Origin of the sequence: Pedobacter sp. (assembly GCF_041645105.1) — a bacterium.
Lineage (GTDB): Bacteria > Bacteroidota > Bacteroidia > Sphingobacteriales > Sphingobacteriaceae > Pedobacter.
In genome coordinates this window covers 233921-260552 of record NZ_JBAZQQ010000005.1, presented here as the reverse complement: position 1 = coordinate 260552, position 26632 = coordinate 233921, and the positions used below count along the sequence as shown (strand labels likewise).

16 protein-coding genes are annotated in these 26632 nt (G+C 37.6%); 9 read left to right on the top strand and 7 right to left on the bottom strand.

Annotated features, from left to right (window positions below):
• Positions 1–5: 5 nt before the first annotated feature.
• The 7 genes from WC623_RS16980 to WC623_RS16950 all read left to right on the top strand — a co-directional run bounded on the left by WC623_RS16980 (position 6) and on the right by WC623_RS16950 (position 11749).
• Positions 6–1292, top strand: coding sequence for an MFS transporter (locus WC623_RS16980; RefSeq protein ID WP_372853241.1), 1287 nt, complete (start codon positions 6–8; stop codon positions 1290–1292).
• 12 nt (positions 1293–1304) lie between these two features.
• Positions 1305–2057 carry an SDR family NAD(P)-dependent oxidoreductase gene (locus WC623_RS16975; protein WP_372853239.1) on the top strand — a complete coding sequence of 251 codons (753 nt, stop codon included), beginning with the start codon at positions 1305–1307 and terminating at the stop codon, positions 2055–2057.
• A gap of 162 nt (positions 2058–2219) precedes the next feature.
• A complete protein-coding gene (locus tag WC623_RS16970) occupies positions 2220–5423 on the top strand; it encodes a SusC/RagA family TonB-linked outer membrane protein (RefSeq protein ID WP_372853237.1) in 3204 nt (1067 codons plus the stop codon).
• A 26-nt stretch (positions 5424–5449) separates the two neighbouring features.
• Entirely contained in the window at positions 5450–7027 is a 1578-nt protein-coding gene (locus WC623_RS16965) for a RagB/SusD family nutrient uptake outer membrane protein (RefSeq protein WP_372853235.1), read from the top strand.
• A gap of 24 nt (positions 7028–7051) precedes the next feature.
• On the top strand, positions 7052–8635 hold the full coding sequence (locus tag WC623_RS16960) for a hypothetical protein (protein WP_372853233.1): 1584 nt from the start codon (positions 7052–7054) through the stop codon (positions 8633–8635).
• Positions 8636–8697: 62 nt separating this feature from the next.
• Complete coding sequence (locus WC623_RS16955) at positions 8698–10965, top strand: chondroitinase-B domain-containing protein (RefSeq protein WP_372853231.1); 2268 nt, start codon at positions 8698–8700, stop codon at positions 10963–10965.
• Between the two features lie 13 nt (positions 10966–10978).
• Entirely contained in the window at positions 10979–11749 is a 771-nt protein-coding gene (locus tag WC623_RS16950) for a polysaccharide lyase family 7 protein (RefSeq protein WP_372853229.1), read from the top strand.
• 57 nt (positions 11750–11806) lie between these two features.
• Here WC623_RS16950 and WC623_RS16945 read toward each other — a convergent pair whose 3' ends face one another.
• A complete protein-coding gene (locus WC623_RS16945; protein WP_372853227.1) occupies positions 11807–13939 on the bottom strand; it encodes an ATP-binding protein in 2133 nt (710 codons plus the stop codon).
• A 363-nt stretch (positions 13940–14302) separates the two neighbouring features.
• On the opposite strand from WC623_RS16945, the gene WC623_RS16940 reads away from it, so the two are divergent.
• Both WC623_RS16940 and WC623_RS16935 read left to right on the top strand, forming a co-directional pair.
• Entirely contained in the window at positions 14303–14494 is a 192-nt protein-coding gene (locus tag WC623_RS16940) for a cold shock domain-containing protein (RefSeq protein WP_349786894.1), read from the top strand.
• Positions 14495–14596: 102 nt separating this feature from the next.
• Positions 14597–16183, top strand: coding sequence for a beta-galactosidase (locus WC623_RS16935; RefSeq protein ID WP_372853224.1), 1587 nt, complete (start codon positions 14597–14599; stop codon positions 16181–16183).
• 63 nt (positions 16184–16246) lie between these two features.
• On the opposite strand, the gene WC623_RS16930 is transcribed toward WC623_RS16935, so the two are convergent.
• The 6 genes from WC623_RS16930 to WC623_RS16905 all read right to left on the bottom strand — a co-directional run bounded on the left by WC623_RS16930 (position 16247) and on the right by WC623_RS16905 (position 26530).
• On the bottom strand, positions 16247–17806 hold the full coding sequence (locus WC623_RS16930; protein ID WP_372853222.1) for a DUF4832 domain-containing protein: 1560 nt from the start codon (positions 17804–17806) through the stop codon (positions 16247–16249).
• A 52-nt stretch (positions 17807–17858) separates the two neighbouring features.
• Positions 17859–19082 (bottom strand): SusE domain-containing protein, encoded by a 1224-nt coding sequence (locus WC623_RS16925; protein WP_372853220.1) that lies wholly within the window; start codon positions 19080–19082, stop codon positions 17859–17861.
• Positions 19083–19107: 25 nt separating this feature from the next.
• Positions 19108–20757 (bottom strand): RagB/SusD family nutrient uptake outer membrane protein, encoded by a 1650-nt coding sequence (locus tag WC623_RS16920; protein ID WP_372853218.1) that lies wholly within the window; start codon positions 20755–20757, stop codon positions 19108–19110.
• A gap of 17 nt (positions 20758–20774) precedes the next feature.
• Positions 20775–23774 (bottom strand): SusC/RagA family TonB-linked outer membrane protein, encoded by a 3000-nt coding sequence (locus tag WC623_RS16915; RefSeq protein ID WP_372853216.1) that lies wholly within the window; start codon positions 23772–23774, stop codon positions 20775–20777.
• A gap of 275 nt (positions 23775–24049) precedes the next feature.
• Positions 24050–25240 carry a glycosyl hydrolase family 28 protein gene (locus tag WC623_RS16910; protein ID WP_372853214.1) on the bottom strand — a complete coding sequence of 397 codons (1191 nt, stop codon included), beginning with the start codon at positions 25238–25240 and terminating at the stop codon, positions 24050–24052.
• Positions 25241–25339: 99 nt separating this feature from the next.
• The gene (locus tag WC623_RS16905; RefSeq protein WP_372853212.1) at positions 25340–26530 is read right to left on the bottom strand and encodes a glycoside hydrolase family 88 protein; all 1191 of its coding nucleotides are present in this window, start codon (positions 26528–26530) and stop codon (positions 25340–25342) included.
• Positions 26531–26632: the final 102 nt, after the last annotated feature.

Below are 26632 nucleotides of genomic sequence, written 5' to 3'. Positions count from 1 at the left end.
AAAAGATGAAAGTAAAAGGATTAAGATGGTATATCATTGCACTGATTGGATTTGCAACAGTGATTAATTACATAGACCGTAGTGCCATCAATATCATGTGGCCATACATCTATAAAGAATTTGGAATTGCTGATGTTGATAATAAAAGTGCGCTTGCACTGATCACTACCTTCTTTATGATCGCTTATGCCCTGGGGCAGACCTTCACCGGTAAGCTGATGGATGCGGTTGGTACAAGACTAGGTATGACCATTTCTATAATTGGATGGAGCATTTCCATTGCTCTTCACGCCTTTGCACGTGGCCTCATGTCTTTCAATATTTTCAGGTTTCTACTCGGTTTTTCAGAAGCAGGCAATTGGCCAGGAGCAACAAAAAGCAATGCGGAATGGTTTCCAGCGAAAGAAAGAGCAATTGCACAGGGCATTTTTGGTGCAGGGGCTTCTTTAGGTTCTGTGATATCGGCACCCATCATTGCATTGCTATATATTGCTTTTGGCTGGAAAATGACCTTTATACTCATTGCAGCTTTAGGACTGATCTGGGTTATTCCCTGGCTTGTAATCAATAAGGCAACACCAGACAAGCATCCCTGGTTAACAGATAAAGAGCGGGATTATATCCTGGATAAAGATACTGAGGTTAGTCCTGTTGAGGATGTAGCTCCGGTTTTAACATGGAGAGAGTTGTTAAAATTCAGAAATACCTGGGGTATTATTACGAGCAGGTTTTTTATTGATCCGGTATGGTGGCTTTTTGTAACCTGGTTACCTACATTCTTAAAGGAACAATTTCTGTTCGATATTAAGCAGATCGGTGCATTTACCTGGCTACCCTATCTCTTTGCAGCAATAGGTAGTTTAATTGGCGGGTACCATTCATCCTGGCAAGTTAAACGTGGAGTTAATGCTGTAAAGGCCAGAAAAAACTCCATTGCAATAGGTTCAATAGTGATGCTGCTCTCACTTGTTGCAATTGTTTATTTCCTTGATAACTTAAAAGATACCCCTACCCTGGCCATGGTATTAATTGGCACTACGCTATTTGGCTTCCAGTTTCTTATTGGAAATATCCAAACCTTACCAAGTGATTATTTCAATGGTAAAAACGTAGGTACTGTAGCCGGAATGGGTGGCACCGCAGCGGTAATCGGAACACTTTTAACTACATGGGCTGTACCTATTATGACAAAAACAAGTTACGTATCCTTCTTTGTACTGGCAGCAGTACTTGTGCCTATCTCCTGGATATGTATAAAATATATAACATCTAAAAAAATCATTAACCAATAAAAATCATAGAATATGCGTTTAAAAAACAAAGTTGCAATCGTAACAGGTGGATCCAGAGATATCGGTAGAGCTGTATCTATTCAGTTGGCACAAGAAGGTGCAAAAGTTGTAATCAATTATCATAGCAATAAATCCAATGCAGAGGAAACTCTAAAGCAAATAACAGACAATGGCGGCGAAGGTATCATTGTTAAAGGTGACGTAACCAAATCTGCAGAAGTAGCTGAACTGATTAATAAAACAAAGGAAACTTATGGGGATGAAATCCACATTCTTGTTAATGTTGCCGGAGGAATGATTGCCAGAAAAGCCACTTTAGAAATTGATGAAGATTTCTGGGATGAAGTAATGGATCTGAACTTAAAAAGTGTATTCCTTGTAAGCCAGGCAACAATTCCACACATGAAGTCAGGTGCTGCTATTGTCAACCTTTCCTCTCTTGCAGGAAGAGATGGCGGCGGCCCTGGAGCAAGTGCTTATGCGACTGCAAAGGGTGGAATCATGACTTACACCAGATCACTAGCCAAAGAACTTGGTCCTAAAAACATTCGTGTAAATGCTGTTTTACCAGGTATGATTGCTACTACTTTTCATGATACATTTAGCAAGCCGGAAGTAAGAGTAAATGTAGCCAATGCTACATTGCTGAAACGCGAAGGGACAGCTTCGGAAGTAGCAGACTTAGTTGTTTATCTGGCTTCAGACCAGGCCAGCTATATTACAGGAACTAATGTAGACATCAATGGAGGTTTAAACTTTTCTTAACATTAAATATTTGCAGGGGGGCTTACCCCCTGCATTAAAACGTTCATCCTAAACCTTTAAATTGCTTATGACCCACATTTACCGCATCTCATAAAAAACAGCTGAAGGTACTTTACCCTTAGTAAAGCCCCAAAACATCAATTAACCAAATATATAACCAATATGAATTCGAAATTTTACTTACGAGGTATATTCCTCATTGTATTTTCCTGTTTTCTGTTTTCAATTCCCGGATTCACTCAAACAAGAGTAAAAATACAAGGTGTGGTTAAGTCCGCAAGTGGAGAAACTCTACCTGGTGCATCTGTTACTGTCAAGGATTCAAAACAAGGAACAGTCACCGATAACAAGGGTGAGTTTACAATTAACGCCGAAATAGGAAAACTGCTACTCATTAACTACATGGGCTATAAACCACAAGCCTATGCGATAAAAAGTAATGCAACAGTAACTATAACCTTGCAGGAAACCGAAAACACAATGAATGAATTGGTGGTAATTGGTTACGGTACCCAAAAGAAGTCATCCGTTACCGGTGCAGTAAGCAAGCTAAAAAATGAAAATCTGGATGAAATTCCAACATCAAGACTAGACAATGCTTTAATTGGCAAAATTGCCGGTGTAACCATTCAAAACGTTAGTTCTGAAGTTGGTGCGGAACCTGTGGTAAGGGTCCGTGGTTTCAGTTCAATCAGTGCGAATTCTGATCCATTAGTAGTAGTTGATGGTTACCCTGTACCAGATGGTTTATCATTTGTAAATCCGCAGGATGTAGAATCGATTGAAGTATTAAAAGATGCTGCATCCGGCGCCATTTACGGTTCCAGAGCTGCAAATGGTGTTATCTTAATCACTACAAAAAGCGGTGTTTCAGATAAACCCAGGTATAACTTTAAATCGTACTATGGTTTTAAAAAGCCATGTACACTGAACCCGATCATGAGCATTACCGAATACACTAAAATGTTATTCAATGAGGCGGCATTAAGACAAAATGACCCAACCGTACCTGCTGCTAATAAAAATATCATTACAGGCCCTGAAAGAGCAGCTTATATCATTGAAGACCAAATTAGTGGCATTCCAACTGATTGGCAACAAGAGGCTTTGCAAGATGCTTCTATTGCCAATATCCAGTTAAGCATCTCTGGAGGTAAAAAAGATTTAAGATATTATATTTCTGCAAGTGGCCAAAAAGACCAGGCCATATTAAAATATAGTGATAACGAACGCTTAAATGTAAAAGCAAAAATTGATGGTGCATTAAGCAAAAAAGTAAACTTCAGTTTCAACTTCAATCCATCTTATATCAAAACACAAAGACCTGCAGTAAACTTTACCGATTACTTTAGATTCGGATCTTTCCTGCCGGTTTATCATAACGAATTTACGGCTGCCTATATACATCAAAATTCGCAATGGGCTAATATCCTTCCCGGAGATTTTGTTCAGGCACGCCATTTTAATGGTTTACAATATTCAGGAACTATGCCTGATGGAAGTATATGGAGCAGTACAGGACCAGTAGAGCCTTTTGCAACCAGTAACAATACCCCCCTTTCTATTGCAGCAAGAGAAAATGCTAATCAGCAGACTTATAGAATGCTGGGTGGTGGAGATATCAGTATTAAATTCCTTCCCAACTTAACCTTTAAAAGTTCCCTGGGTGGCTATTTCACTCAACAGGAGAATACGACCTTCACCAAGACTGGTGCTAGAAAAGATGGCGATATCAATCAAGCTGTTATCTATACTAAAAACTATATGGACCTTTTGTTTGAGAATACCTTAAACTACAATGTAACAAAGGGGAATCATAACCTGACTGGTTTACTCGGTTTTACAACTCAGCAAACCATGATTAAGGAATCCAATATGGTGGGCAGAAATTTCCCTACGGATGAATTCGAGACCCTTAACCAGGCTGCTCAAATAGATCAGGCTTTAACCAGAACACTGAAAGACCGGGTTGGATTGATTTCTTACTTAGGTCGTATTACTTACGATTATAAAAGTAAATATCTATTGGGATTGAGCTACCGTATGGATGGAAGTTCTTACTTCGATGTTGGAAAAAAGTACGGTTCCTTCCCTGCAATATCTGCTGGTTGGGGAATTGCTAAAGAGGATTTCATGAAGAATGTAACCTGGATAAGCAATATGAAACTTAGAGCCAGTTATGGGGCTACAGGGAACAACAAAATTCCTAGTTTTTCATTCCAAAATTTACTTTACCCAGGAAATTACTCCTTTGGGACTGGAAATGGAGATGTAAATCTTGGCCTTTCTCCAAATGCAGATGTACTAGCTAACCCAAATATTACCTGGGAACGTACTTTTGAATTCAATGCCGGTTTAGACCTGGGCTTTATGGATGACAGATTTGGTTTGACCCTGGAATACTACAATTCAATTACTGATAAACTATTATACAAAAGATCTACACAGTCCTTTAGCGGTTCTTTTGAATACTTCGACAACTCCGGAAAGATAAAAAACCAAGGTGTAGAAATAGAATTGACATCCCACAACATTAAAAATAAAGCATTCCAGTGGACTACTGCTTTAAATTTTTCAGCCAACAGAAACAAATTGCTTGAATTAGGTGGAGAGCCTTTCCAATACAATTATGGTGAGCGAAACGAAGTTTATGCAGCTATTGTTGGGAAACCTGCTATTCAGTTCTTTGGCTATAAAACCAATGGTGTTTGGACATCACAAGCACAGATTGATGAGGCAAAAGCTGGCGGACAAACTTCTACCCTTGCTAAATACTTTGCACCGGGAGGTTTAAGGTTTGTAGACATGAATGGCGACAATATCATCGACATGAATGACAGAACCACTATTGGAGACCCTTTTCCTGATTTTACCTGGGGCATTAACAACTCTTTCAAATACAAAGGTTTTGACCTGAATATTTTGATACAAGGTGTACAGGGATTAAGTATCATTAATGGTGATGCAAACTACAATGAAACCAGAAGGTATAATGAGAACTTTACTAAAAACAGATGGGTAAGTGCGGCTAATCCGGGAGATGGTAAAACTCCATACTATACCAACGGTGAAAACTGGATGCTATCTGATTATGTAATTGAAGATGGTTCTTATGCCGCTATCAGAAACGTGATACTGGGCTATTCTTTACCAGCAGGGATTACAAAGAAAATTGGGGTAAAAGGAATCAGAGTATATGGATCAGCTGATAATGTGCTTTATCTGATGGGTAAGTCGTATCGCGGCATCAATCCAGAAGCCAGAGTACTTTCTTCATTATACTCTTCCCCACTAATAGACGGCTATCAGCGTGGTGCATTCCCTATCGCCCGTACTTATACATTTGGCATAGATGTTAATTTTTAATTATGAGACAGCTAAAATTTAATCAAATGAAAAGCTTCAGATACTTAGCCACAGGCTTATTGCTTAGTATAAGCATAACAGCTTGTAACAAGATCATCGATATAGATCCTATTTCAAATATTGGGGTTAATGCCTTTTATAGAAATTACGAAGAAACAAAGGCGGCACTTACCGGAAGTTACAACGGTATGCAAAAACCTTTGGAATATGAATGGATGTTAACTGATCTGAGAACTGATATCTCTAAACAAGGGGTAGCAAACAGTTCCACACCTATTAACTTCGAATTTAATGAGTTAGATATGTTCACTTTAAACTCGGCTCATGATAAAGTATATCAATATTGGATTTCTACCTATAAAAACATCAGATCAATCAATTATGTATTGAAAAGTCTGGGTGTTAGTTATACAGGCGGACAAACCACTGTTGGTGAAGGTACCGCAAAGATGTTTCCACAGCAAAAAAATCAGCTTGCCGGTGAGGCATTATTCTTGCGTGCATATCATTATTTCAACCTGGTAAGACTATACGGTGATGTTTTTCTTATTACCGAACCAGTAGATCCTGAACAGTCTAAAAAAATCACAAGGACTCCACTTGCAGAATGCTATCAGTTAATTGTTGCCGATTTGCTGGCGGCAAAAGATCTGCTTTCACAGTCTCCATATGTATCTACATCTAATGCAGAAGCCGGACGTGCTACTTCATGGGCAGCAAAAGCCTTGTTGGCAAAAGTTTATTTAACCACTAACCGTGCCTCAAGTGCATTGCCTCTTCTTGATGATGTAATCAGCAATAGCGGACATGGTATGTTACCTTCTTTCACTGATGTTTTTTCAATCAATAACGAGATGAACAAAGAGATCTTGTTCGCCGTTAGATTTAAAGCAGGCGGATTTGGTTTGGGTAACTTTATGGCAAACACTTTTGCTCCTTCATCCAGCGGATCTTTGATTGTGAATGGGGATGGTAATGGATATAATTTTCCTACTAATGATCTGGACCTAACCTATAAAACGCCAGCAACCGGATCAACAGATGCCAGAAAAAACGTTACCATGGGAAAATACAACAGCAAGTTGTATGTTAAGAAATTTTTGTCGCAGGTACTGGTAAAACTTGACGCTGAAAATGACTTTACTGTAATTCGCTTCTCCGATGTATTGTTAATGAAAGCGGAGGCATTAGGCTTCAGTTCAGCCAGCGTAAACCTGATCAATGATGTTAGATCAAGAGCAGGTGCAACGGATTATGTAAGTGGTGATTTCAATACTGGTTTTTATAAATACCCAACTGATGGAAGCGTCAATGAGATCAATACGGCAGATAAATTCTTAACCGCATTGTTAAACGAAAGAAAACTTGAATTTGCATTTGAGAACCAACGTTTCTTTGACCTGGTAAGAACCGGGCAAGCTATTACGCTAATAAAAAATCACTTTTCGGTAGAATTTGACTCACATTATAAGGCTTACAGACCTGCATTTACACTTGCAGAACTCCAGTCCCACTTAACTACAGAAAAACTGCTATTGCCAATTCCACAACGTGAACTGGATGCAAACGATCAAATAAAAATTGTTCAAAACCCAGGTTACTAAATGCTCATTATAAATTTTAAAGAGATGACAAATTTTTTAAAAACAGGGTTTTTTATGCTGGCTTTTGCAGCCACAATAGCCTCCTGCAAAAAAGAGAAACTTTCAGACATTGGAGAAGGCTCAATTAAGTCCGAAACTTATACTTTTAACAAGGCCACAAAAAGTTTTGATCTGGGAGATGAGGTGAAAAGTGAAATTGTTGCCAACAGCGGCATCAAAACAATTTATTCATACCTCATAAGGAATAATGCTACAGATTCTCTAATTTATATCACCACTGATATAAAAAACAACCCGACAAATTACACACTTACCATACCACTTGCTTCCTTTCCGGCAAACAATATGAGCCAGGTAAAAGGTGTAAAAATAATGGTAAAACAAGGTAATAACAGTTCTCTTGAAGGATTTATTCCTATTAAATTCTTCGATCCGGACCTACCTCAGTTTAACAGTTTCCCTACTCAAATTAATGCAGATCTTAGTGGAACAACTGCAATAACAGGTAACCTGACCTCAGACTATGGCATCAAACAGGTTGATATATTCGACGATTTTCAAACCGAGAACACCTATGTTCTAGCGCACAGCATTAACAACATAAACGGTGATAAACAATATGCATTGAACTATGCATATACCTACCGTAAAGCTGCCCAGCACATTAAAATACGGGTTACGGATATCTACAACCAGACCAATGAATTAATTATCAATATGCCTGTGGATGTTTCTGTTTTTAAACCAAAATTCATTGGTTTTGCAGCTAACATTACACCAATTACTACAGGAACTACACCACTAACCGGCAATATTACTTCTGTAACAGGTCTCAAGAAAATAGATATTTACGATGACCGTAATGGAGTCTATGAACTGGTTTCCACTTTAAGCAACCTGAATGGAGTTAAAACTTATGATGTAAGTACTACCTACTTATATAAAAAAAGAGCGTCAAACCTTAAACTCATTGCAGTGGATACAGAGGACCTTCAAACTGAGCTGACCATTCCTTTAAATGTCAATTATGGCAGTGTGGTTTACAGAGATGTATTCATGACCGCACAAACATTGGGGACTAACACCATTTTCCTTGAAAATGGAACTACGGCAGGCAACTGCAACCTGATAGCTAATGAAGCAAATATTCAGTTTGTATTTTTTGCTCCTACAGCGGGGCCAACCTTATACAACCCATTTAGTGGTATAACAGGAACCTTCCCCGCAAATATGAAATGTAATGGAACGGGATGGGCAATTGCGGATCAAGCTGCATTAAAAGACACCAAATTCAGGGTCTTGATCAATGGAGCAAGTAGCGGACAAACTGATGTTTATAATCTGGTAGCCGCAAATGAAATAGACGATTTAAGTGATGCATTCTTTACTTCCAGAACATTGTCGGCTCCATCAAGCAGTGGCCCCAGATACGAAGCATCAGCAGCACCTTCGGCATCGTTGTTTAATCTGACCACAGCAAAAATCATTTACCTGCGGATTACAAACCGTACTACCACTGCGTATAAAAATGCCATTATGGTAATAAAAGAAGTGAATTCAAATGCTGGTAATTCGACCATGAAATTCGATATATATATCCAGAAATAATTTATGATCATATGCTAAAGACCATATTATTTGTATCCTTATTACACATTAGCTTTTTATCGATGGCCGAAACCGTCATTGTAGAAAATCCAGCAGCATTGAAAGCTACTATAAGCAAAGCTAAACCAGGTACCATCCTTCTCTTGAAGGATGGTACCTGGAACAATGCAGCCATACAATTACAAGGTAATGGAACCGCAAAAGCGCCCATTACCATTAGTCCGCAAACACCTGGAGGAGTAACCTTTACAGGCCAGTCTTACATGCAGATTGCTGGTGAACATCTGATCATCAAAGGATTTCATTTTAAAAATGGCTATAGCCCGAGAAGGGAAGTAATTTCTTTCCGTGTCAACAATGATAAACTGGCAAACAACTGCAGACTAACCGAAATTGTTATAGAGGATTATAGTCAGCCTCAACGTTTCAAATCTGATGTATGGATCACTTTATATGGAAAAAACAACCGCATTGATCACTCAACTTTAGTAAACAAACTGAATTCGGGCCCATTCATTATTGCCGAACTCGATGATGAACGAAGCCAGGAAAATAACCACAGCATTGATCATAACTATTTTAAAGGCAGACAACGTTTTGGATCAAATGGCGGAGAAACAATTCGTATTGGCGTTTCCAGATACTCATTAACCGCCTCCCGCACAAATATTGTAAAAAATTATTTTGAACGTTGCAACGGTGAAGTGGAGATTGTCTCTATTAAATCGGGAGAAAACAACGTGAGCTTTAATACTTTCTTTGAATGTGAAGGAGGTCTGGTTTTAAGACATGGTTCCGGAAACATTGTTGAAGGAAACTTTTTTATAGGCAATAACAAACCTTTTACAGGTGGTGTCAGAGTCATTAACCCCCGTCAGCGTGTAGTTAATAATGTTTTCTATCAATTACAGGGTGAAAACTTCAGAGCTGCACTAGCGGTATTAAATGGTGTACCAAACTCACTGATCAATAGATACTATCAGGTTAAAGATGCCTTAATTGAGAAAAATACATTTATCAATAGCGGCAGCATTTTATTTGGCGCCGGGAAAGATGCAGAGCGGACACTCGGACCTGAAAATGTATCTTTTAAACAGAACCTTATTCTGATTCAAAAGGAAGATATATATACAGATCTGAACAAGGATAACGGGATCATATTTTCAGACAATGTCCTGGATGAAAGCTTTAAGGGAAAAACACCTTCAGGATTTAAAAAGGTAAAAATTAAATTTACACGAGTGAAAGGCTTCGAACTTCCTTACGACAGCCAATATGGTGCAGATCTCAAAAAGCTCCCCTTAATACAAAAAGAAGAAACCGGAGCACAATGGTATAAACCATCTGTAACAGTACCATCCAGAAAATCAAAAAGTTTTAGCGTAAGTACCGCACAAATCGCAAACATTTCAAGTATTATCAATAATGCCATACCTGGAGATACCATCATTTTATCAGAAGCAGGACTTTATAAAATGAATGCCGAAATAAAAGTCAATAAACCGCTGATCATTATGGCGGCCAAAAACTTAAGCAGCAGACCAACTTTTGTAAATGCATCTTTTAAATCTTTACCAGCCTTTATCAGCATAGAAAATGGTGGAGATCTTTCCATCAAAGGAATTGCTTTTAGAGGCACTTACGAAAGTTTTTCCGCAACCGATGCTGGTATCAGATCAACTGACCAACCTATGAACAGGCCTTATCACCTAACCATAGATGATTGCGAATTTTACGATTATAATGAAAGTAGCAACAGTGGCTTCAAAGCTTCAAAAGGAACTTTTGCTGATAGCCTGGTTGTACTTAACTCAATTTTCCATCATATGTCGGGTACTGGTATCGACTTATCTTCAGAAAAAGATGATAAAGGCATGTACAATGCAGAATACACTTTAATCAAAAATTGCACCTTTACCAATTTGCTAAGTAGTGCCATCAATATTTACCGTGGAGGGAATGATGAAAGTACTCTAGGCCCTTTTGTAACGATTGACCATTGTACATTTAATGAAGTTGAAAACCGTGAACAAGGAACTGTGGTACGATTGATAGGTGCACAACACGCTTCAATTACCAATAGTAATTTTTCTTATAGCGGACAAGGTGGAAGATCGATCCAGTTCCAGGAATACCGCTGGGATAATATCCTGGTTAATCATTGTAATTTTTATGAATCTGGAAAAATTGAATCCTTTTATAATAAAGCTGCAGGCAGTCATATTTACCATATTAAACCACCTTATATAGCAGCCGAAAAACTTAATTATCAATGGCAAGGAAAGACACCTGCCACAAGCGATCAGCTGCCAATAGGTGTAACTAAGTAATAGCATAAAAGATATGATAAATTTAATCAGAAAAATTTCCTCAGCAGTCCTAACAATCGGGATAATATGTTTTCTTTCTTCAGAGATTTTAGCCCAGGAAACTCAAAAACTACCTGCTCAGGTTCTGGATCTTAGCAATTGGAAAATTAATGTTCCAGAAGGAATTAAGACGCCTGGCTTTTCTGACGAACACAGACAACCATACCTGAACACATACAGTGATAAAAAATGGTTCTATGTAAACAAAACCGGAGATGCCGTAGTTTTTAATGCCACAACCGGGGGCGTAACAACAAAAGGTTCGGGATATCCACGTTCTGAACTCAGAGAAATGACAGATAATGGAAAAAGGAATGCTTCCTGGTCTTCCTCTGAAGGTACACACACCCTCTTTATCGATCAAAGCATTATTCATTTACCTGTTGTTAAACCACATATTGTAGTCGGCCAGATTCATGATGCTGACGATGATGTTATTGTTTTCAGATTAGAAAAGAATAAGTTATTTATAAAAATAGACGAGGAAACCGGGCCAGTACTAGACAATAATTATCAACTGGGAACCCGATTTAATGTAATGTTTAAAGTAAAAAACAACCAAACCGAATGTTACTATAATGGCAAGCTAAAGTTCACTTATACTAAAGCTTTTACAGGCGCCTACTTTAAAGCAGGTGCTTATGTACAATCTTCTTGTCAGGGACGAAGAAAAGTTGAGGGAGAAGCATGCGATGCCTATGGAGCGGTCGAGATTTATAAAGTTTGGGTAAAACATGAACCTTAGATGGTTCCTTTTTTTTAAAGAGTAATTGTAATTGAATACATCAGAACAATAATAATTTTAAGTGCTATAATCAAGAATTTTTTCGAGTAGTTCGATTTCTGTAAAAGGTTTAATGATATAGTCATTTAAACCCGCTGAAAGATACATTTCATGATCTTCCTCATTTACTTGTCCGGTAATGGCGATCAATGGAACGTTCATGTTTTTATTATTGATATTTGATCTGATACGTTTTGCAAATTCAATCCCATCCATTCCTGGCATCTGAATATCCGTTAGCACCAAATTATACCTGTTTTTCTCCATCAACAAAAGTGCTTCTTCAGCACTTGTAGTAGAGTCAAATTGGATACCATGCTTCTTAAAGTGCATCTTCATCACCAATAAATTCATCTCTGAATCATCTACAGTCAAAATATGGATATCTTTAAAACGATCACTATTGATAATCCTCTCCTTATGGTCATCGAGATTCTCTTCAGCAATAGTTGCCATTTTATAAGGTAATTCTACCTTAAAAGTTGTTCCTTTACCCAGAACACTCTCTACGGAGATTTTACCCATATGCAAGTCAACCAATCTCTTACAGATCGTTAAACCCAGTCCTGATCCAATCTGCCAGTCCTGCCGTTTAGAATCGATCACCTGAGAAAATTCATTAAAAACAAGGGGAATATTAGCGGGAGCAATTCCTATTCCTGTATCTTTTACCTTAACAATCAATTGTACATGCTGCTCATCATTCTTTTTTAATTCAACAATGATACTCACCTTTCCTTTATCTGTAAACTTTATAGCATTGGCTGTAAGATTAGTAATGATTTGTTTTAAACGATAAGGATCTCCATCCAATAATAAATCAGGTGTATTTTCTTGTATCAGCTCAAGTTCCAGCTTCTTCTGTTCTGCCAAAACCCTGGTTGTGTCGGCTACCTCTTTCAAAATTCGTTTATAACGAAAAGCTGTTTTGGCCAGCGTCAATTTTTTGGCTTCCAGCCTAGAAAAATCAAGCACCTCATTTACAGCTGATAATAGCATTGAGGAAGAAGTATCCAGTAATTTTGACATAGGAAGCTGGTCTTCATTTAAGCGTGTCGATCTTAGTTGCTCAGAAACACCAAGAATGGCATTTAATGGAGTACGCATTTCATGGCTGATATTTGTAAAGAAACGCAATTTACTGGCCACCTGCTCAGCAGCTAGTTTATTCGCTTTGATCGTATTACTATACGCCCTGAACAATTTATATAAAAGAATGATAATAATCAGGTAAGAGAAAAGACTGATTACAAAATTTAATTTACCAGACCAATCTATATTATCTAATGAAAGTTTCGCTTTATTCTTAAGTTCAGCCTTTCTTGCTGCTACATTTAAAGCTACGCTACTTTTATACTCTTTGAAAAGTAACTTTATATTTTCAAATATCCGTTCATTTAAAGACAGAATCTGCTGCTCTTTGTCGGTTAACCGGGCATGATTCATTTTTTGATTATCCAGCAGGCCCTTATAATATTCACCAATCTTCTGTAGCTGTCTCTTATTATATGCCTGTACTCCATTATCTAAAGGCTCATAGGTAGTTTCCGTCTTTCTGAGTCTGGATGTATCAACAGGATCTTTTTCATTTAAAATAGCGCTCTTAATTCGCTGGAAGAACTTCTTCTTTTTAACCTCCGGTTCAGTCTTAATTTCTTCAACCTGAACAACTTTCTTTAAAGTAGCCTTTGGGATAGGTTCAGGTAATATACTGTTACTGATCTTATTTACATCGAGTTGTAAATTGATATTAGTAATAGAATCTGCAAGTTGCTTAATCCCTGCATATAGTGACATTTGTCTACGTTTACTCGCCAGATCACCTACTATACTACCAGAGATATCCTTATTACCATTGACAGATAAACTGGCCATTAAGTTGGTAATAGTTTTTATCTCCTCTGTGTATTTTGTAAAATACTCCGGATTCCACAAAGAAGTGTACATCCTGAAATTATTCTCGGCTACTTGTAAACTTAAGGTGATTGAATCAAGTGTAGATATTTGCCTGTTATTTACTTCCAGCTCGCCAAAAGTGCCTATTAATGCAATCTTTTCAGATCGCTGAATAATAGAGTTGCGAAACAAAAGCGTTATAAAGACAATTATAATTCCAAATATTACCAGAAAAGAACGTTGTTTTTTTTTCATTCAATTTGTACTTATAACTAGAGCGTTTTTAAAAATCTAACCAATTGCAAATGCCAATAAGCATGCCAAACAAATATCAGAAAAACATTTTAACATTAATTTAACGAAAAATAATTAATAACGACAAATGCAGACTCATCTCATCGTTTAGAGATAGATATCTTTCATCTTAACGCATTTCAGTATCTACCTAATTAACATACAATTAGTGTTTCCAGTGCACAGAGCAACTATTTAAGAATAAATAGAAAATGAGTAGTAAATTAATTTGTTTTAAAACATCAAAAACAATTATATTGCATTGTTGTTTTTATTTCAACATTATAATAACCTCCTACACTTAAATTTTAAATTAACATTGCAATGCCAGAAGGAACAGTAAAATTTTTTAATGAGTCAAAAGGATTTGGATTTATCATACCAGAAAATGGTGAACCGGAAATATTTGTACACGTTACAGGCCTTATCGATAAGGTAAGAGAAAACGACCGCGTTACTTACGAGGTTGAAAATGGAAAAAAAGGATTAAATGCGACTAAGGTAAAACTTAGCTAGAACCAGCATCCTTATGTAAAAGCATCCATTAATTGGATGCTTTTTTTTTTGCTATTCTTAACTAAACAATACCTATATTTATAAGTAGGTAATAACAAATTCATGAAATATCACATTATCATACTTCTGTGTTTAATTACCTTATATTCCTGCTTAAAAAAGACGAATAAAGATGCTACACCCTCCGCACCGGATGTACCAGAAATTCCAGGTAAACCATCTGACATTCATTTTTCAGAATTTCTTGGGATAAATGCTTTCGAATGGGATTTTGTAGAGTCAAGTTCCCCTGGAATAATTAATGAATCAATGTTCGAACCCATTAAATCATTTTCAACGATACGTCATTATTTGGATTGGGAAAAAATTGAACCTAATGAAGGAAAATTCACTTTTAACCCTTCACATTCAGGAAGTTGGGATTACGACTTAATATATCAACGTATTCAAGATGCTGGGATGGAAGTAATTATTGACATCAAGACTTGTCCGCCATGGCTACTGAATACTTATCCCAGCGATGAAAGGGATGTAGAAAATGTTCCGGCACCATATGGATTAAACAGATCTGATCCTATTTCTTATATCAAGCAGGCAAAAGCTGCATTTCAACTAGCAGCCAGATATGGCAGGAATAAAAATATTGATCCATCATTGATGGTAGTCGACAAGACCATCCGATGGACAGGAGATGTATCGAATGTTATTAAGATAGGACTTGGAACAGTTAAGTATATTGAGTGTGACAATGAACGTGACAAATGGTGGAAAGGAAAAAAAGCACAGCAATCTCCAGAAGAATATGCTGCTAATATGTCAGCATTTTACGATGGTGACAAAGGCAAGCTAGGAAAAAATGTGGGCGTTAAAACTGCTGATCCCAATATGATGGTCGTATTAGGTGGCTTAGCAAATCCTGATCCTGATTTTGTAATCAAGATGATCGAATGGTGCAGAAAAAACAGAGGAACCAAGCCAGATGGCTCAGTTGATTTGTGTTTTGATATCATCAATTATCACTTTTACGCTAATGATGCGAGCACAAATGATGGTAAAGCATCAGTCGGCATCGCTCCTGAACTTTCTTTAAATGCTAAAATAGCCAAAGAGTTTATAAAAATGTCTAATAAATATGCGAATAACATGCCTGTATGGATTACAGAAACTGGTTATGACATTGGTCCGAAGACACCGCAGCGAGCAATTCCTATAGGCAATAAAAATTCACAGGTCACACAAGCTGATTGGAACTTACGTGCTGCATTTTTATATGCAAGAACCGGATTAAAAAAATGCGTATTCTATATGCTAGACGATGTAGATCTGAATAGTACAACGCAATATAATTCATCTGGTTTTGTAAATTCAGATCGTAGCAAAAGACCTGTTAGCGATTATTTCTTACAAACGAAGAAACTTATTGGCAATTACAATTATACTTCAACTATAAACGGAGATCCTATTGTAGATCTGTATAAGTTAGATAAAAAAGAGGTTTATGTGCTTACTATACCTGATCAAAAAGGGAGAACTGCCAAGTACGAACTTAATCTTGGTAATGCCAAACAAGCTATAATTCATACCCTACAAATTGGAAAAAATGAAATGCTGAGTACAACAGTAAATACGACAAATGGGAAGCTTGAGGTTGAAGTGACTGAGACTCCCATATTTGTTGAAAAGCTATAAAAAAGCAGCCCTTTCAGACTGCTTTTTTATTATTATCTATTAAAGGAAGTACAGTATATTATTTTACTGCACCTGGACATTGATTAACTTCAACCATCCTTCCGTAGTAATATCACCATTAACCGCCAAACGTATTCCGGGCTGGTTATCTTTAGTTGCATCAACAATAGCCACTGCCCATGTGTATGTCCCAGCTGGCACTCCTAATGCAGTTTTTAGCTCGTATTTTACGGGAGTGTTTTTTAACCAACCAGAAGGCTCACTATCTTTATCTATAAAAACTTTCTTTACACTGCCACTAGCATCCAACAGAGCAAAAGCAACTTTGTATTTAAAATTCCATTGCGGGATATTATTTGGAAAATAACCCCATCCCATATTTCTCCAACGGTGAGTAATGGTTATTTCAGTATTGCTATCTGCTGTTTCTGGCAAATAAACCTGATCTGGATAAAGACGATACCCCCCTTCGGAAATAAAACGTTGCACCAATGCGAAAGATTTAGTGAACCAGCTTTCCGTATCTCCCACACGAAAATCCATCATGTTTACAGCAGCTTCCAATGAAGCGTCAAATTCACCTTTTCTTACATCTTCGGGATGCCCTTCTCTGTATTTACCACTTGGATCTGTCCAATAACGATGTGTACCACTAGTAATCCAACCACCTTCCATTACTATCGGCCTTTTATGGTTCCACGCTTTAGCAAAAGCCTTTTCCCAACTCGTATAAAATTCAGTCATTCCGAAAGCATCTTGACGAAGACTATATCCTTTATTTATCATTTTAGTTAGTAATCTGTCCGAATTGGGATTGGCACTACCCCAGCTTACCGGATCTCCAACTACACGATGATAATTGATCAAAAGTGGAATCTTAGTAAAGGTCTTAACATAAAGATCAGAGATCCAGTCTATCACTTCCTCCTTGGCAACTTCAATATTTAAGCTGGGTACAGCTGGATTTTCATAAATTACATTATGCGCTTCACCCCATTTACCCAAGCCGTAAGCATCAATAAATGAAGTTTTCTTTGGATCATTAAAATCCTTTGCCAACTCTTCAATAAATTTAGCATAATGCTGTCTGAAAATTGGATCTTGTGGATAAGGAGTCCTTCTATTTGGGAAAGAAGGATTCTCAACATAGTATTTAGCCCCGGCGTCAAACACAAATTGAGGGGTATTCAGGCCCTGGTCACGTCCATCTACTACAATACGAAAAGCAATTGGCAAGCCTCGGCTTTCTGCTCCTTTGATCATTTTATAAAGAGCTGTACTCGGATTTCTCCAGGCATATACACCGTTCGAAGGATTGAATGTTGCCCAATTGGTACGAATGTAACAGGCCGAAGCATAATCTATCGCCTTTACTTTCTTACCTAAATCAGGCACATAATATTCAGTATCCCAATAAGACTCAATACCAGAGCCAGAGCCATACATTACCCATCCATTCATTGGATTACGAAAAGTAGAACTTCTGTTGTAATTAGGTTTTACCAATGTTCCCTCGGCTTGCTTCTTACCATCTTCAGCATTTTTTTTACAGGCAAAAACCAATAGACACAACACTGTTACCAATGTTTTTATGCCTGTTATTTTATAATTTATTTTTTTCATCTTAAGTAACCTTAAAGTTAATTTATACCCCATATCATTAGCTAAATCTTGTTTAGCGTTTTTCAGCGAGGATGGTCATATTTCTTAAATCAAACACCACAACATTAGTCGTTGCCGGAATTGTATAATAAGAATCTCGTTGGGCAGTGGTAGATCCTCCGGATAAAGAGGCAACTGTACCTAACACAAGAGAAAGTTCCTGTTTGGCTCCAGTGGCCGTAAGTGGACAGCTAAATGCATATGCCAGATTTTTGTTGTTATCATTTCCGCCATAGACAATGAATTTTGCCTTTCCTACTCTGCCACCAGTATACACCAGTATCTGAGGATCAGCTAAACTTACTTTACAGTCCATCTTTATTGGTGCTCCCCAACCATTAATTTCGCCGTGCATCCAAAGCTCTGCAACCGTCGTTGTCTGTGGTACAGAACCTTCTCCATTCCAATTCACAACTTTTGGCATAAGTACCTTAGCAGGCGAATAAATTGTAGTTGTGGCTTTTTGCATATTTACCACTACACGATATTCTCCAGCCGTTTCTATCTTCCATGAGAAGGCTGTTTCTCTCATTTTTATACCAACAGCAGTTCCATCATTTAATGCAGTACTTGCATCAGCAGAAGCAATGTAATTGGTTGCGCCATCGTATTCCACAGGAATTTCCAGGTTACCCGGCTGAAGATTTAACACATAAGCATATTGATTTAGATTTTCAAGTGTTTTGGGCATTTCAATTCTATTATTTCCCGGGACTGCACTTCCTCCTAAAAACACTTTATCAGCATCAAAAACTACTGTTCTGATAGGTGTTACATTTACTCTTATAGTTCGTACTTCTGGTGCTTCAAAAGTGGCACCACCTTCCCATTCAGCAACTACCCGAAACTCAAGTGTGAAGCTTTTATTAGCTGGTATACCCCATTTTTCATTTGCCCAATTCTGTATTTGTTCGGAAGTAAAGCTTTTGCTATACACACCATCATCTTCATAAGTCATGATTGCGGTTGATGAACCAAAGTTATTACCTACCAAATCTAGCCTGGTAGTATAAGAAACCATATGGTCATCTGATTGCGGTCTGGCTGGTGCCCATGTGAATGTGACAATGTCTTTAGCGAGATTGTTTTCGTCCAATGCAATATCTGCTGACGAAACCTTAAGTTCCATTTTTTCCTGAACTTTTGGTATGTCTTTAATTTCCTTTTTGCAGGCCGAAACACAAAGCACAAAGCACAAAGACAGTAAGGTTTTATATATATAGTTTATTCTTTCCATGATATTATTAAATCAAATCAATCATTTATTGTTTGTACCCAGGATTTTGAGGGAATGGTGCATCTCTATTTGCATCTATAATTGCCTGAGGAATTGGCCATAACATATGGTCTTCATTCACTTTGTCTTTTATGGCTGGATTATATGTTTTTACACGATCAACGTACTTTTTGGTACGTACCAGTGTAAATCTTCTGCTTTCCTCTCCCACTAACTCCCGGATACGTTCATCCAATAAGAAATCCATATCCATTTGAGCTGCTCCTATATCTCCGGCACCTGCTCTCCTACGCACTTCATTTACTGCATCAGCTGCTTTTTGTGGATTGCTTTGTCCCAGGTAAGCTTCTGCCAGCAATAAATAAGTTTCTGCCAAACGAAACTTCATACGGTCTTTATAACTACCTGTTAAACTTAAATTTTCAGGACGTCCATAAAAGAATTTAGTAATGGCAGGAAACAACGTTTTTGTAGTAAACCACGTTTGCTCAGTAATTGGAGCCTTCTTTCCATATAGAGAAGCATCTCCTGCATTGTTATAATACCAATCACGTTTAATATTATAGTTTGAATTACGAATATCACTTGCATTAAAAATACCCGCAACATTCCCTGAAGCATTGGTACGGTTTGTACCTAACCACCATCTCATTGGTACTAATTGTGCAATTCCACGACCGCCCAAAGTATCAGCTAAAACAAAACCACTGATCGACGAATAATTAGGTATCCATGCCCTACGCGTCCAATCGTCAGAGTTAGTACCACCTCCTACAGTATTAAATTGAAATTGTAAAACCCAAATACTTTCTCTATTTGCACTTTTCCTATTTTGATTATTTTCTAAAAACAGATCACTAAATACGTCACCAGCTTTGTCTTTATTTACACCAAACCTTGTTTTCATCAGGTTATAATAGCCACTATTAATTACAGCTAATGCAGCTTGTTCTGCAGCAGGATAATCGCCTTGTAACAAGTAAATTTCACTTAGTAAATGACTAGCGGCCCACTTCGTTAACTTTCCTTCTTTAAAACTTGCTACATCTGGATTTATTGGTAAATTTTCTACAGCAAATTTCAAATCATCTACCATATGAGCTATTACCTCTGCTTTAGGTGTACGTGTGAAATTCAGTTTAAAATCATATAGAATAGTTTCTACATATGGCACATCTCCGTAAAGATAAACCAGGGTACGATAAGCATATGCCCTGAAGAAACGTGCCTCAGCCTGGAAACGTGCTTTATCTGTCGGCAAATCCCAATTGGTATTTTTCTCTGAATAAACCAGCATTAAATTAGCTGAAGAGATTAAACTGAAGGCCCAATTCCAGTAAGTACCTACAAATCTTTCTGTGGGCGTAAGCGTTAAATTGGCAAATGCAGTTAATGATGCATCGCTATTAAATACATCTGCAATATCTGTGGCTGCCTGCAAAGATTCATATGGAGTAGCACCATTATGAATAAAAGCTCCACCTTCTCCATATGTGTTGTATTCTGAACGCGTAAGTGCATAGAGACCCGCACTACCCACTTCAAAGCCATATGTACTGGTGTAGGTATTGGTTGGCGCTAATTCCGTTTTTAACTCTTCATCCAAAAACTTTTTACAGCCACTGAATGAGACTAATATGATAAACGCGATGCTTATTGTTATGATATTTTTCATTTTCGTGTCGTATTAAATTAGAAGTTTACATTTAGGCCGAACATATAAGACCGTGCAGTTGGATAAGAGGCCATCCAGGTATTGTCGTAATTGAGCACTTGCCTGATGTTAGAGAATGTATGTAAATTGTTGACACTAGCATTTAGATCTACTCCGCCCACACCTATTTTCTTGGTAATGTTTTGCGGAATTCTATATCCGAAAGTGATGTTTTTAACTTGTACATAATTCACTTTTTTGTAGTAATCATGTCCAGCAGTGTTTAGATAGCCTGGAGAAACAATAGTAGCATTAGGGTTTTCTGGTGTCCAATAATTGGCACCATGTACATAATTGGTAATTCCAAAGGTCCATGCTCCCATATTTGCCATGTGATCTTGACGCCATACTCCAAAAACCCCGGTTACCAGTGCCGATGCATAAAAATTCTTATAGCTTAACCGATTGGCAAATGAGGCAGTGTAGCGTGGGTTTTTAGAGCCAATGATCTTTCTGTCACTAGTCGTAATCACTCCATCACCATTTACATCTTCTAATTTGGCAGCACCCGGAGCACCACCTGGTTGAACACTATAATTTTCTCCAGTTTGCCATATCCCAATCATGTTATAGTCAAAAAAGACTCTTAATGGTTTACCTATATACCAGTTATTACCGATATCATCAATTCCATCACCTCTTAGTTCTACAATCTTATCCCTATTTAAAGAAAAAACAGCTGTAGAGCTCCACTTGAAATCCTTTCCATCCAGGTTGATTGTATTTAAAGTTAACTCAATCCCCTTATTTTGGGTTTCACCAACATTATCCCAAATTTTACTATAACCATTCATAATGGGAACGGTACGAACCATCAACAAATCTTTTGTTCTGGCCTGATAGGCATCAATGGTACCACTTAGCCTATTTTTAAACAGCTGAAAATCTAAACCGATATTTGCCGAATAGGTCGTTTCCCATTTTAGGTTAGGATTCCCCACACCATCACTAGCCAGGTAAACCGTATTTACAGCTGTCCCATCATCCCCCCAAATGTATTTCACGTTCGAATATAGACGGTCTAACGATTGATATTCTCTAATAGCCTGGTTACCATTAGCACCATAAGAGGCACGTAGTTTTAACATATCTACCCATTTCAAATTATCTTTTATGAAACTTTCCTGACCAATATGCCAGGCAACGGCAGCAACTGGGAAAAATGCAAATTTATTATTTATTGCAAAAACTGAAGCACCATCTGTACGACTTGTTAATGTGAATAAATATTTACCTTTATAACCATAATTAATACGTCCCATATAAGATATCATCGAATTTTCAACTATACCAGAATTAACAATAACATTGCGTGCAGCAGTATGCATCATAAAATACTCCGTATCATCAGTTACAAAACCTTCTCCACTTTGAGAAGAACTTACATTCTGAGTTTTCTGCAGACTGAATAAGCCTGTGAAATCAATACGATGATCACCAAATTCCCGTTCGTATTTTAAAAGGTTTTCCCAGGTGTAATCGGTATAATTCGAATTGCTGATAGAAGCCTTACCTCCTACTAAACCTGCCTGCTCTCTACCATCAAAAGTATCACGTCCGTAATATGTTCCATTAAAACCGCTTCTATAATTATATCCAAAATTAGATCTTAAAGACAAGCCTTTAACCGGCAACAAGATATTTGCGTAACCAGAAAGGAAGAAATTACGATTAATTTTATCTTGAATAGCATTCACATTACGCATCGGGTTAACGATAAGAGAATATTCCATAGGCTCTGGAACATAATTACCAGTTTCATCCTTATAACTTCCGTATGGACTCTGTTTTATCGCATGTTCTATATTTGGAGTAATCCCACCATCGCTTCTTTGTGTATATTGCAAACCTACACCAATGGTTAACCATTTATTAAAGGTCTGATCAATATTTGTGCTCATATTCAGACGAGATAAACGAGAATTATAGACCACGCCATCCTGATCCAGAGCAGCAAGTGAAGCCATATACTTGGTACTTTCTGTACCTCCGGAAATACTTAACTGATGATCCATTGTCACCGCTCTTCTAAAGATATAATCTTGCCAGTTGTTTGTAATTCCGTTTACATAGTTTCTACGTTCGGTCACACTGATAATATCTCCTGCAACAGGATCTAACAAAGAGCCAGTATATCCTTGCCTTAACCTACCAATATCCTGCTGAAAACGGATGTATTCATTCGGCCCCATTACATCTATCTGTTGCATTGGTTCGGCAACACCTAGCTGTCCGCGGTAATCAACCTGGGCCCTGCCCAGCACCCCTCTTTTGGTTTGTATTAAAATAACACCGTTAGAGCCTCTTGATCCATAGATCGCTACAGCCGAAGCATCTTTTAAAACAGTTAGATTTTCAATGTTGTTAGGGTCAAGGTCGACAAGAGAACCACTAAAAGGGATTCCATCCAGGACAATAAGTGGTTTGTTGTTTGCCGATATTGAGTTCTCGCCACGGATAAGCAGACTTTGGTCTTGACCTGGTGCCGCATTACCAGTTGTAATACTGAACCCAGCAACCTGACCGACTAAACGGTCCATTAAATTAGGTGTAGAAACCATACTCAATTGTTCTTTCCCCACCACTGCTAGTCCTCCAGTCAGATCCTTCTTCTTAGCAGTTCCATATCCTATTACAACCACCTGATCCAACATCTTATCTCCAGCCATCTTGATATTGATAATTCCTGATGGATTAACTTTAACCTCCTGTGCGTCGAAACCTATATAAGAGAAAAGTAACGTAGCGGTTGATGGCGCTTCGATAATATAATTCCCATCTACATCAGTAGATGTTCCTTTTGCAGTTCCTTTAACAAGTACTGAAACTCCAACCAATCCAACTCCTTTATCATCGGTAACTTTTCCTTTAACTTTGGCTGGATCTGTTGTTTGTGAATAGCTGTAATTTGTTGCCAGCAGTAGTACCGCAACAACCAGTAGCCAGCTTTTGAGCTTAATGTGTAATTCTTTTATCATTTAGATTTATTTTGGTTAGGATTAAATTTTTACAATTTGTTTCTTCAGCCAGTAGGATTGAAGAAAATTTTTAGACTTCTATAATGAAGATGGATAATAGCGAAGGCTATCAATTGATTAGATTTCATACTTAGCTTGGTTTATTATAAATGGTTAGAACAAAACTATACACATCCACCATCCAGAGGGTTCGTTTTTGTACGAAAATGGTTTGGTTTTGTACATATGAGGATACAAATGCTTTTTTTAGCAAGAAAAACACATCACACCAATATCTAATTTGTAATAGTTTTTACATTGTCAACCACCACAGAATCACTTTGCAAAATATCTATAGCTGCTCCTTCTCCGATATAGAAAATATCCCTGAAACTTGCATCTGATATCCCTTTAGCTTTTACTGGCTGATGACTAATGACATTTTGAACAAATAGCCCTTTAATATGACCAGCATATTCTACAACCAACCCCTGTTTAGATAAGGCATTGATTACCATATTTTCAATAAAAACATTATTTATTTTAAGTTTACCAACTGGCATTATACGGATGGCCCGGTGCGAAATAGAATAGAAATCCTGCCAGTTCTGGAGATAAATATTTGAAATATTATCTCTATCTCCTGCATAAATTGAACCACTCACAACATTTACATTTTCCTCTCCGGCTCCAATACCAGTATCAGTTAAGCCAATATTGATAAAATCGTCGCCGCTTTTACCTTTACAATTTGCAATAATGATGTTCTTACAGCCAAACCTAACACCAAGCCCATCTTGGTTCAACACTTGTTTTTCTGCTCCTGCAACATTGATGGTTTGTCTCACATTGAAAGTCATATCTTTAACTGTTCCGTTTGTACAACGCTCTAAAACTAAACCATGAGCATGATAATCCTTTAGCACAATGCCACTGATTTCAAATGCATCTACATGAGCTAATATAATAGCGTGGTTACGCCATCCTCCTTTTTGGTTTTCGACCGACTTACCCGCATCACTTCCGTAGGATTGTCCGTAACCTTTCGGATTTATAGATAAAGTTTTGTTATGATCTCCTGTAGATCGAGGATTATTGGCTCCTTCCAAAAGGACATTTCCTTTCCCTATTATTTTAATGTTTTTTAACAATGCAATTTCCGTTATCCCCAATCCCGCGTTTGCTGATCGAATGAAATTATCCCTACACTTATCTGATAATTTGATTTTACAGTTATTTAGTTCCAGTTCAAAATCTCCAGGTAACAGAATAGCCTGATCTATCAGCCAAACATTTGTTTTTTCTATGGCATCATATCTCGGAATAACTACTTTCCCTTTACTATTTTTGGCGTCGTTAATTGCCCTTTGAATACGCTCTGATTGGCTTCCAGTAGCATACATATTGGGGCTGAGATAGGTTTCATCTGTATTTTTGATTTTATCTACAGCTACTGAACTGAAACTTTGAATACATATGCAGAGCATTAAAAATGCTTTTTGGAAAATCGCCATAACTATAAATTTGTATTGATTATACATTCTAACGGTAAGGATACTTGTTTTTTCTATTATTTTAATGAGTATTTACAACCTTTTCTTCAACCTGGTTAAAGCTTCGAGATAGTAATAGTCAGCATAAGTCAGGGGCACATCTACCTCCGACTTCAATGGATATGCACCTGTACTGTGTTTCAATATAAAAGCCCCATTTTCACCTAATTTTGAGGTATATTCTTCTGATGCAAGTGTTCTTATCTGTGTTTCAACTACCTGCATATACTTCTTTTTCGATTGAGCATCTACAAAATCGCTAAGTTCAGTTAAAGCAGAAGCCATCAAAGCAGCGGCAGAAGCATCACGTGGTGTATTGGGTATCTGTGGAGCATCATAATCCCAGTAAGGGATAAAATCTTTGGGCATACGCGGATGATTAATTAAAAAATCAGCGATATGCATTGCCTGGGCCAAATATCGCTTATCTTTTGTTTCTCTATACAGATAAGTGTAACCATATAGGCCCCAAGCTTGCCCACGACTCCAGGCAGAATCATCTGAAGTACCTTGGTGCGTTTGCTTCTTGTGCGGCACTCCAGTTTTCCGGTCGTAAGAAACAACATGATAAGAACTATAATCCGGACGAAAGTGGTGCTGCATTGTTTTATCTGCATGAGAAATTGCAATTTTTCTAAAGCTTTCATCTTTGGAATAATCAGCAGCCCAAAGCATTAATTCAAGGTTCATGAGGTTATCGATAATTACAGGATATTGCCAAACCTCCGTGTTATGGTCCCAAGAACGGATCAATCCAACCTTTGGATCAAAACGGGTAGCCAAGGACTTAGCACCGGTTAATAACACCTCTTTATAGCGTTCCTCCCCAGTAATGCGTAAACCATTCCCGAAACTACAATAGAGCATAAACCCTACATCGTGATTGTCTGTTGTGTATTTCTCTCGCTCTACCCTATCGGTATACAGCTTAGCATATTTCAGTACATCTTGATTTTGGCTATGTTCAAAAATATACCAGAGTGAGCCCGGAAAAAAACCACTGCACCACCATCTTGAATCTGATGAAACATCTTTACCATTTTCAAAAGACTTAGGGAGTGTACCCTGCTGGTCTTCATACTTTTTTGCCATAATTAAGCTTTGCTGTTCTGCAAAATCAAAGGCATCATTTACTACTTTTTTAAGGGGTTGGGCATTTATTCGCCCAGTCTGAATTAATGCCACAAAAAATAGCAATGCGAAAAACTTTCTAGTTTTGTTCATACACTCGTTCGGTTTAATATTGGTATTTCCAAAACTAATATAAACAAGAACCTAGAAGGGTTCGTTTTTGTACGGAAATGGTTCGCTTTCGTACATTAAACA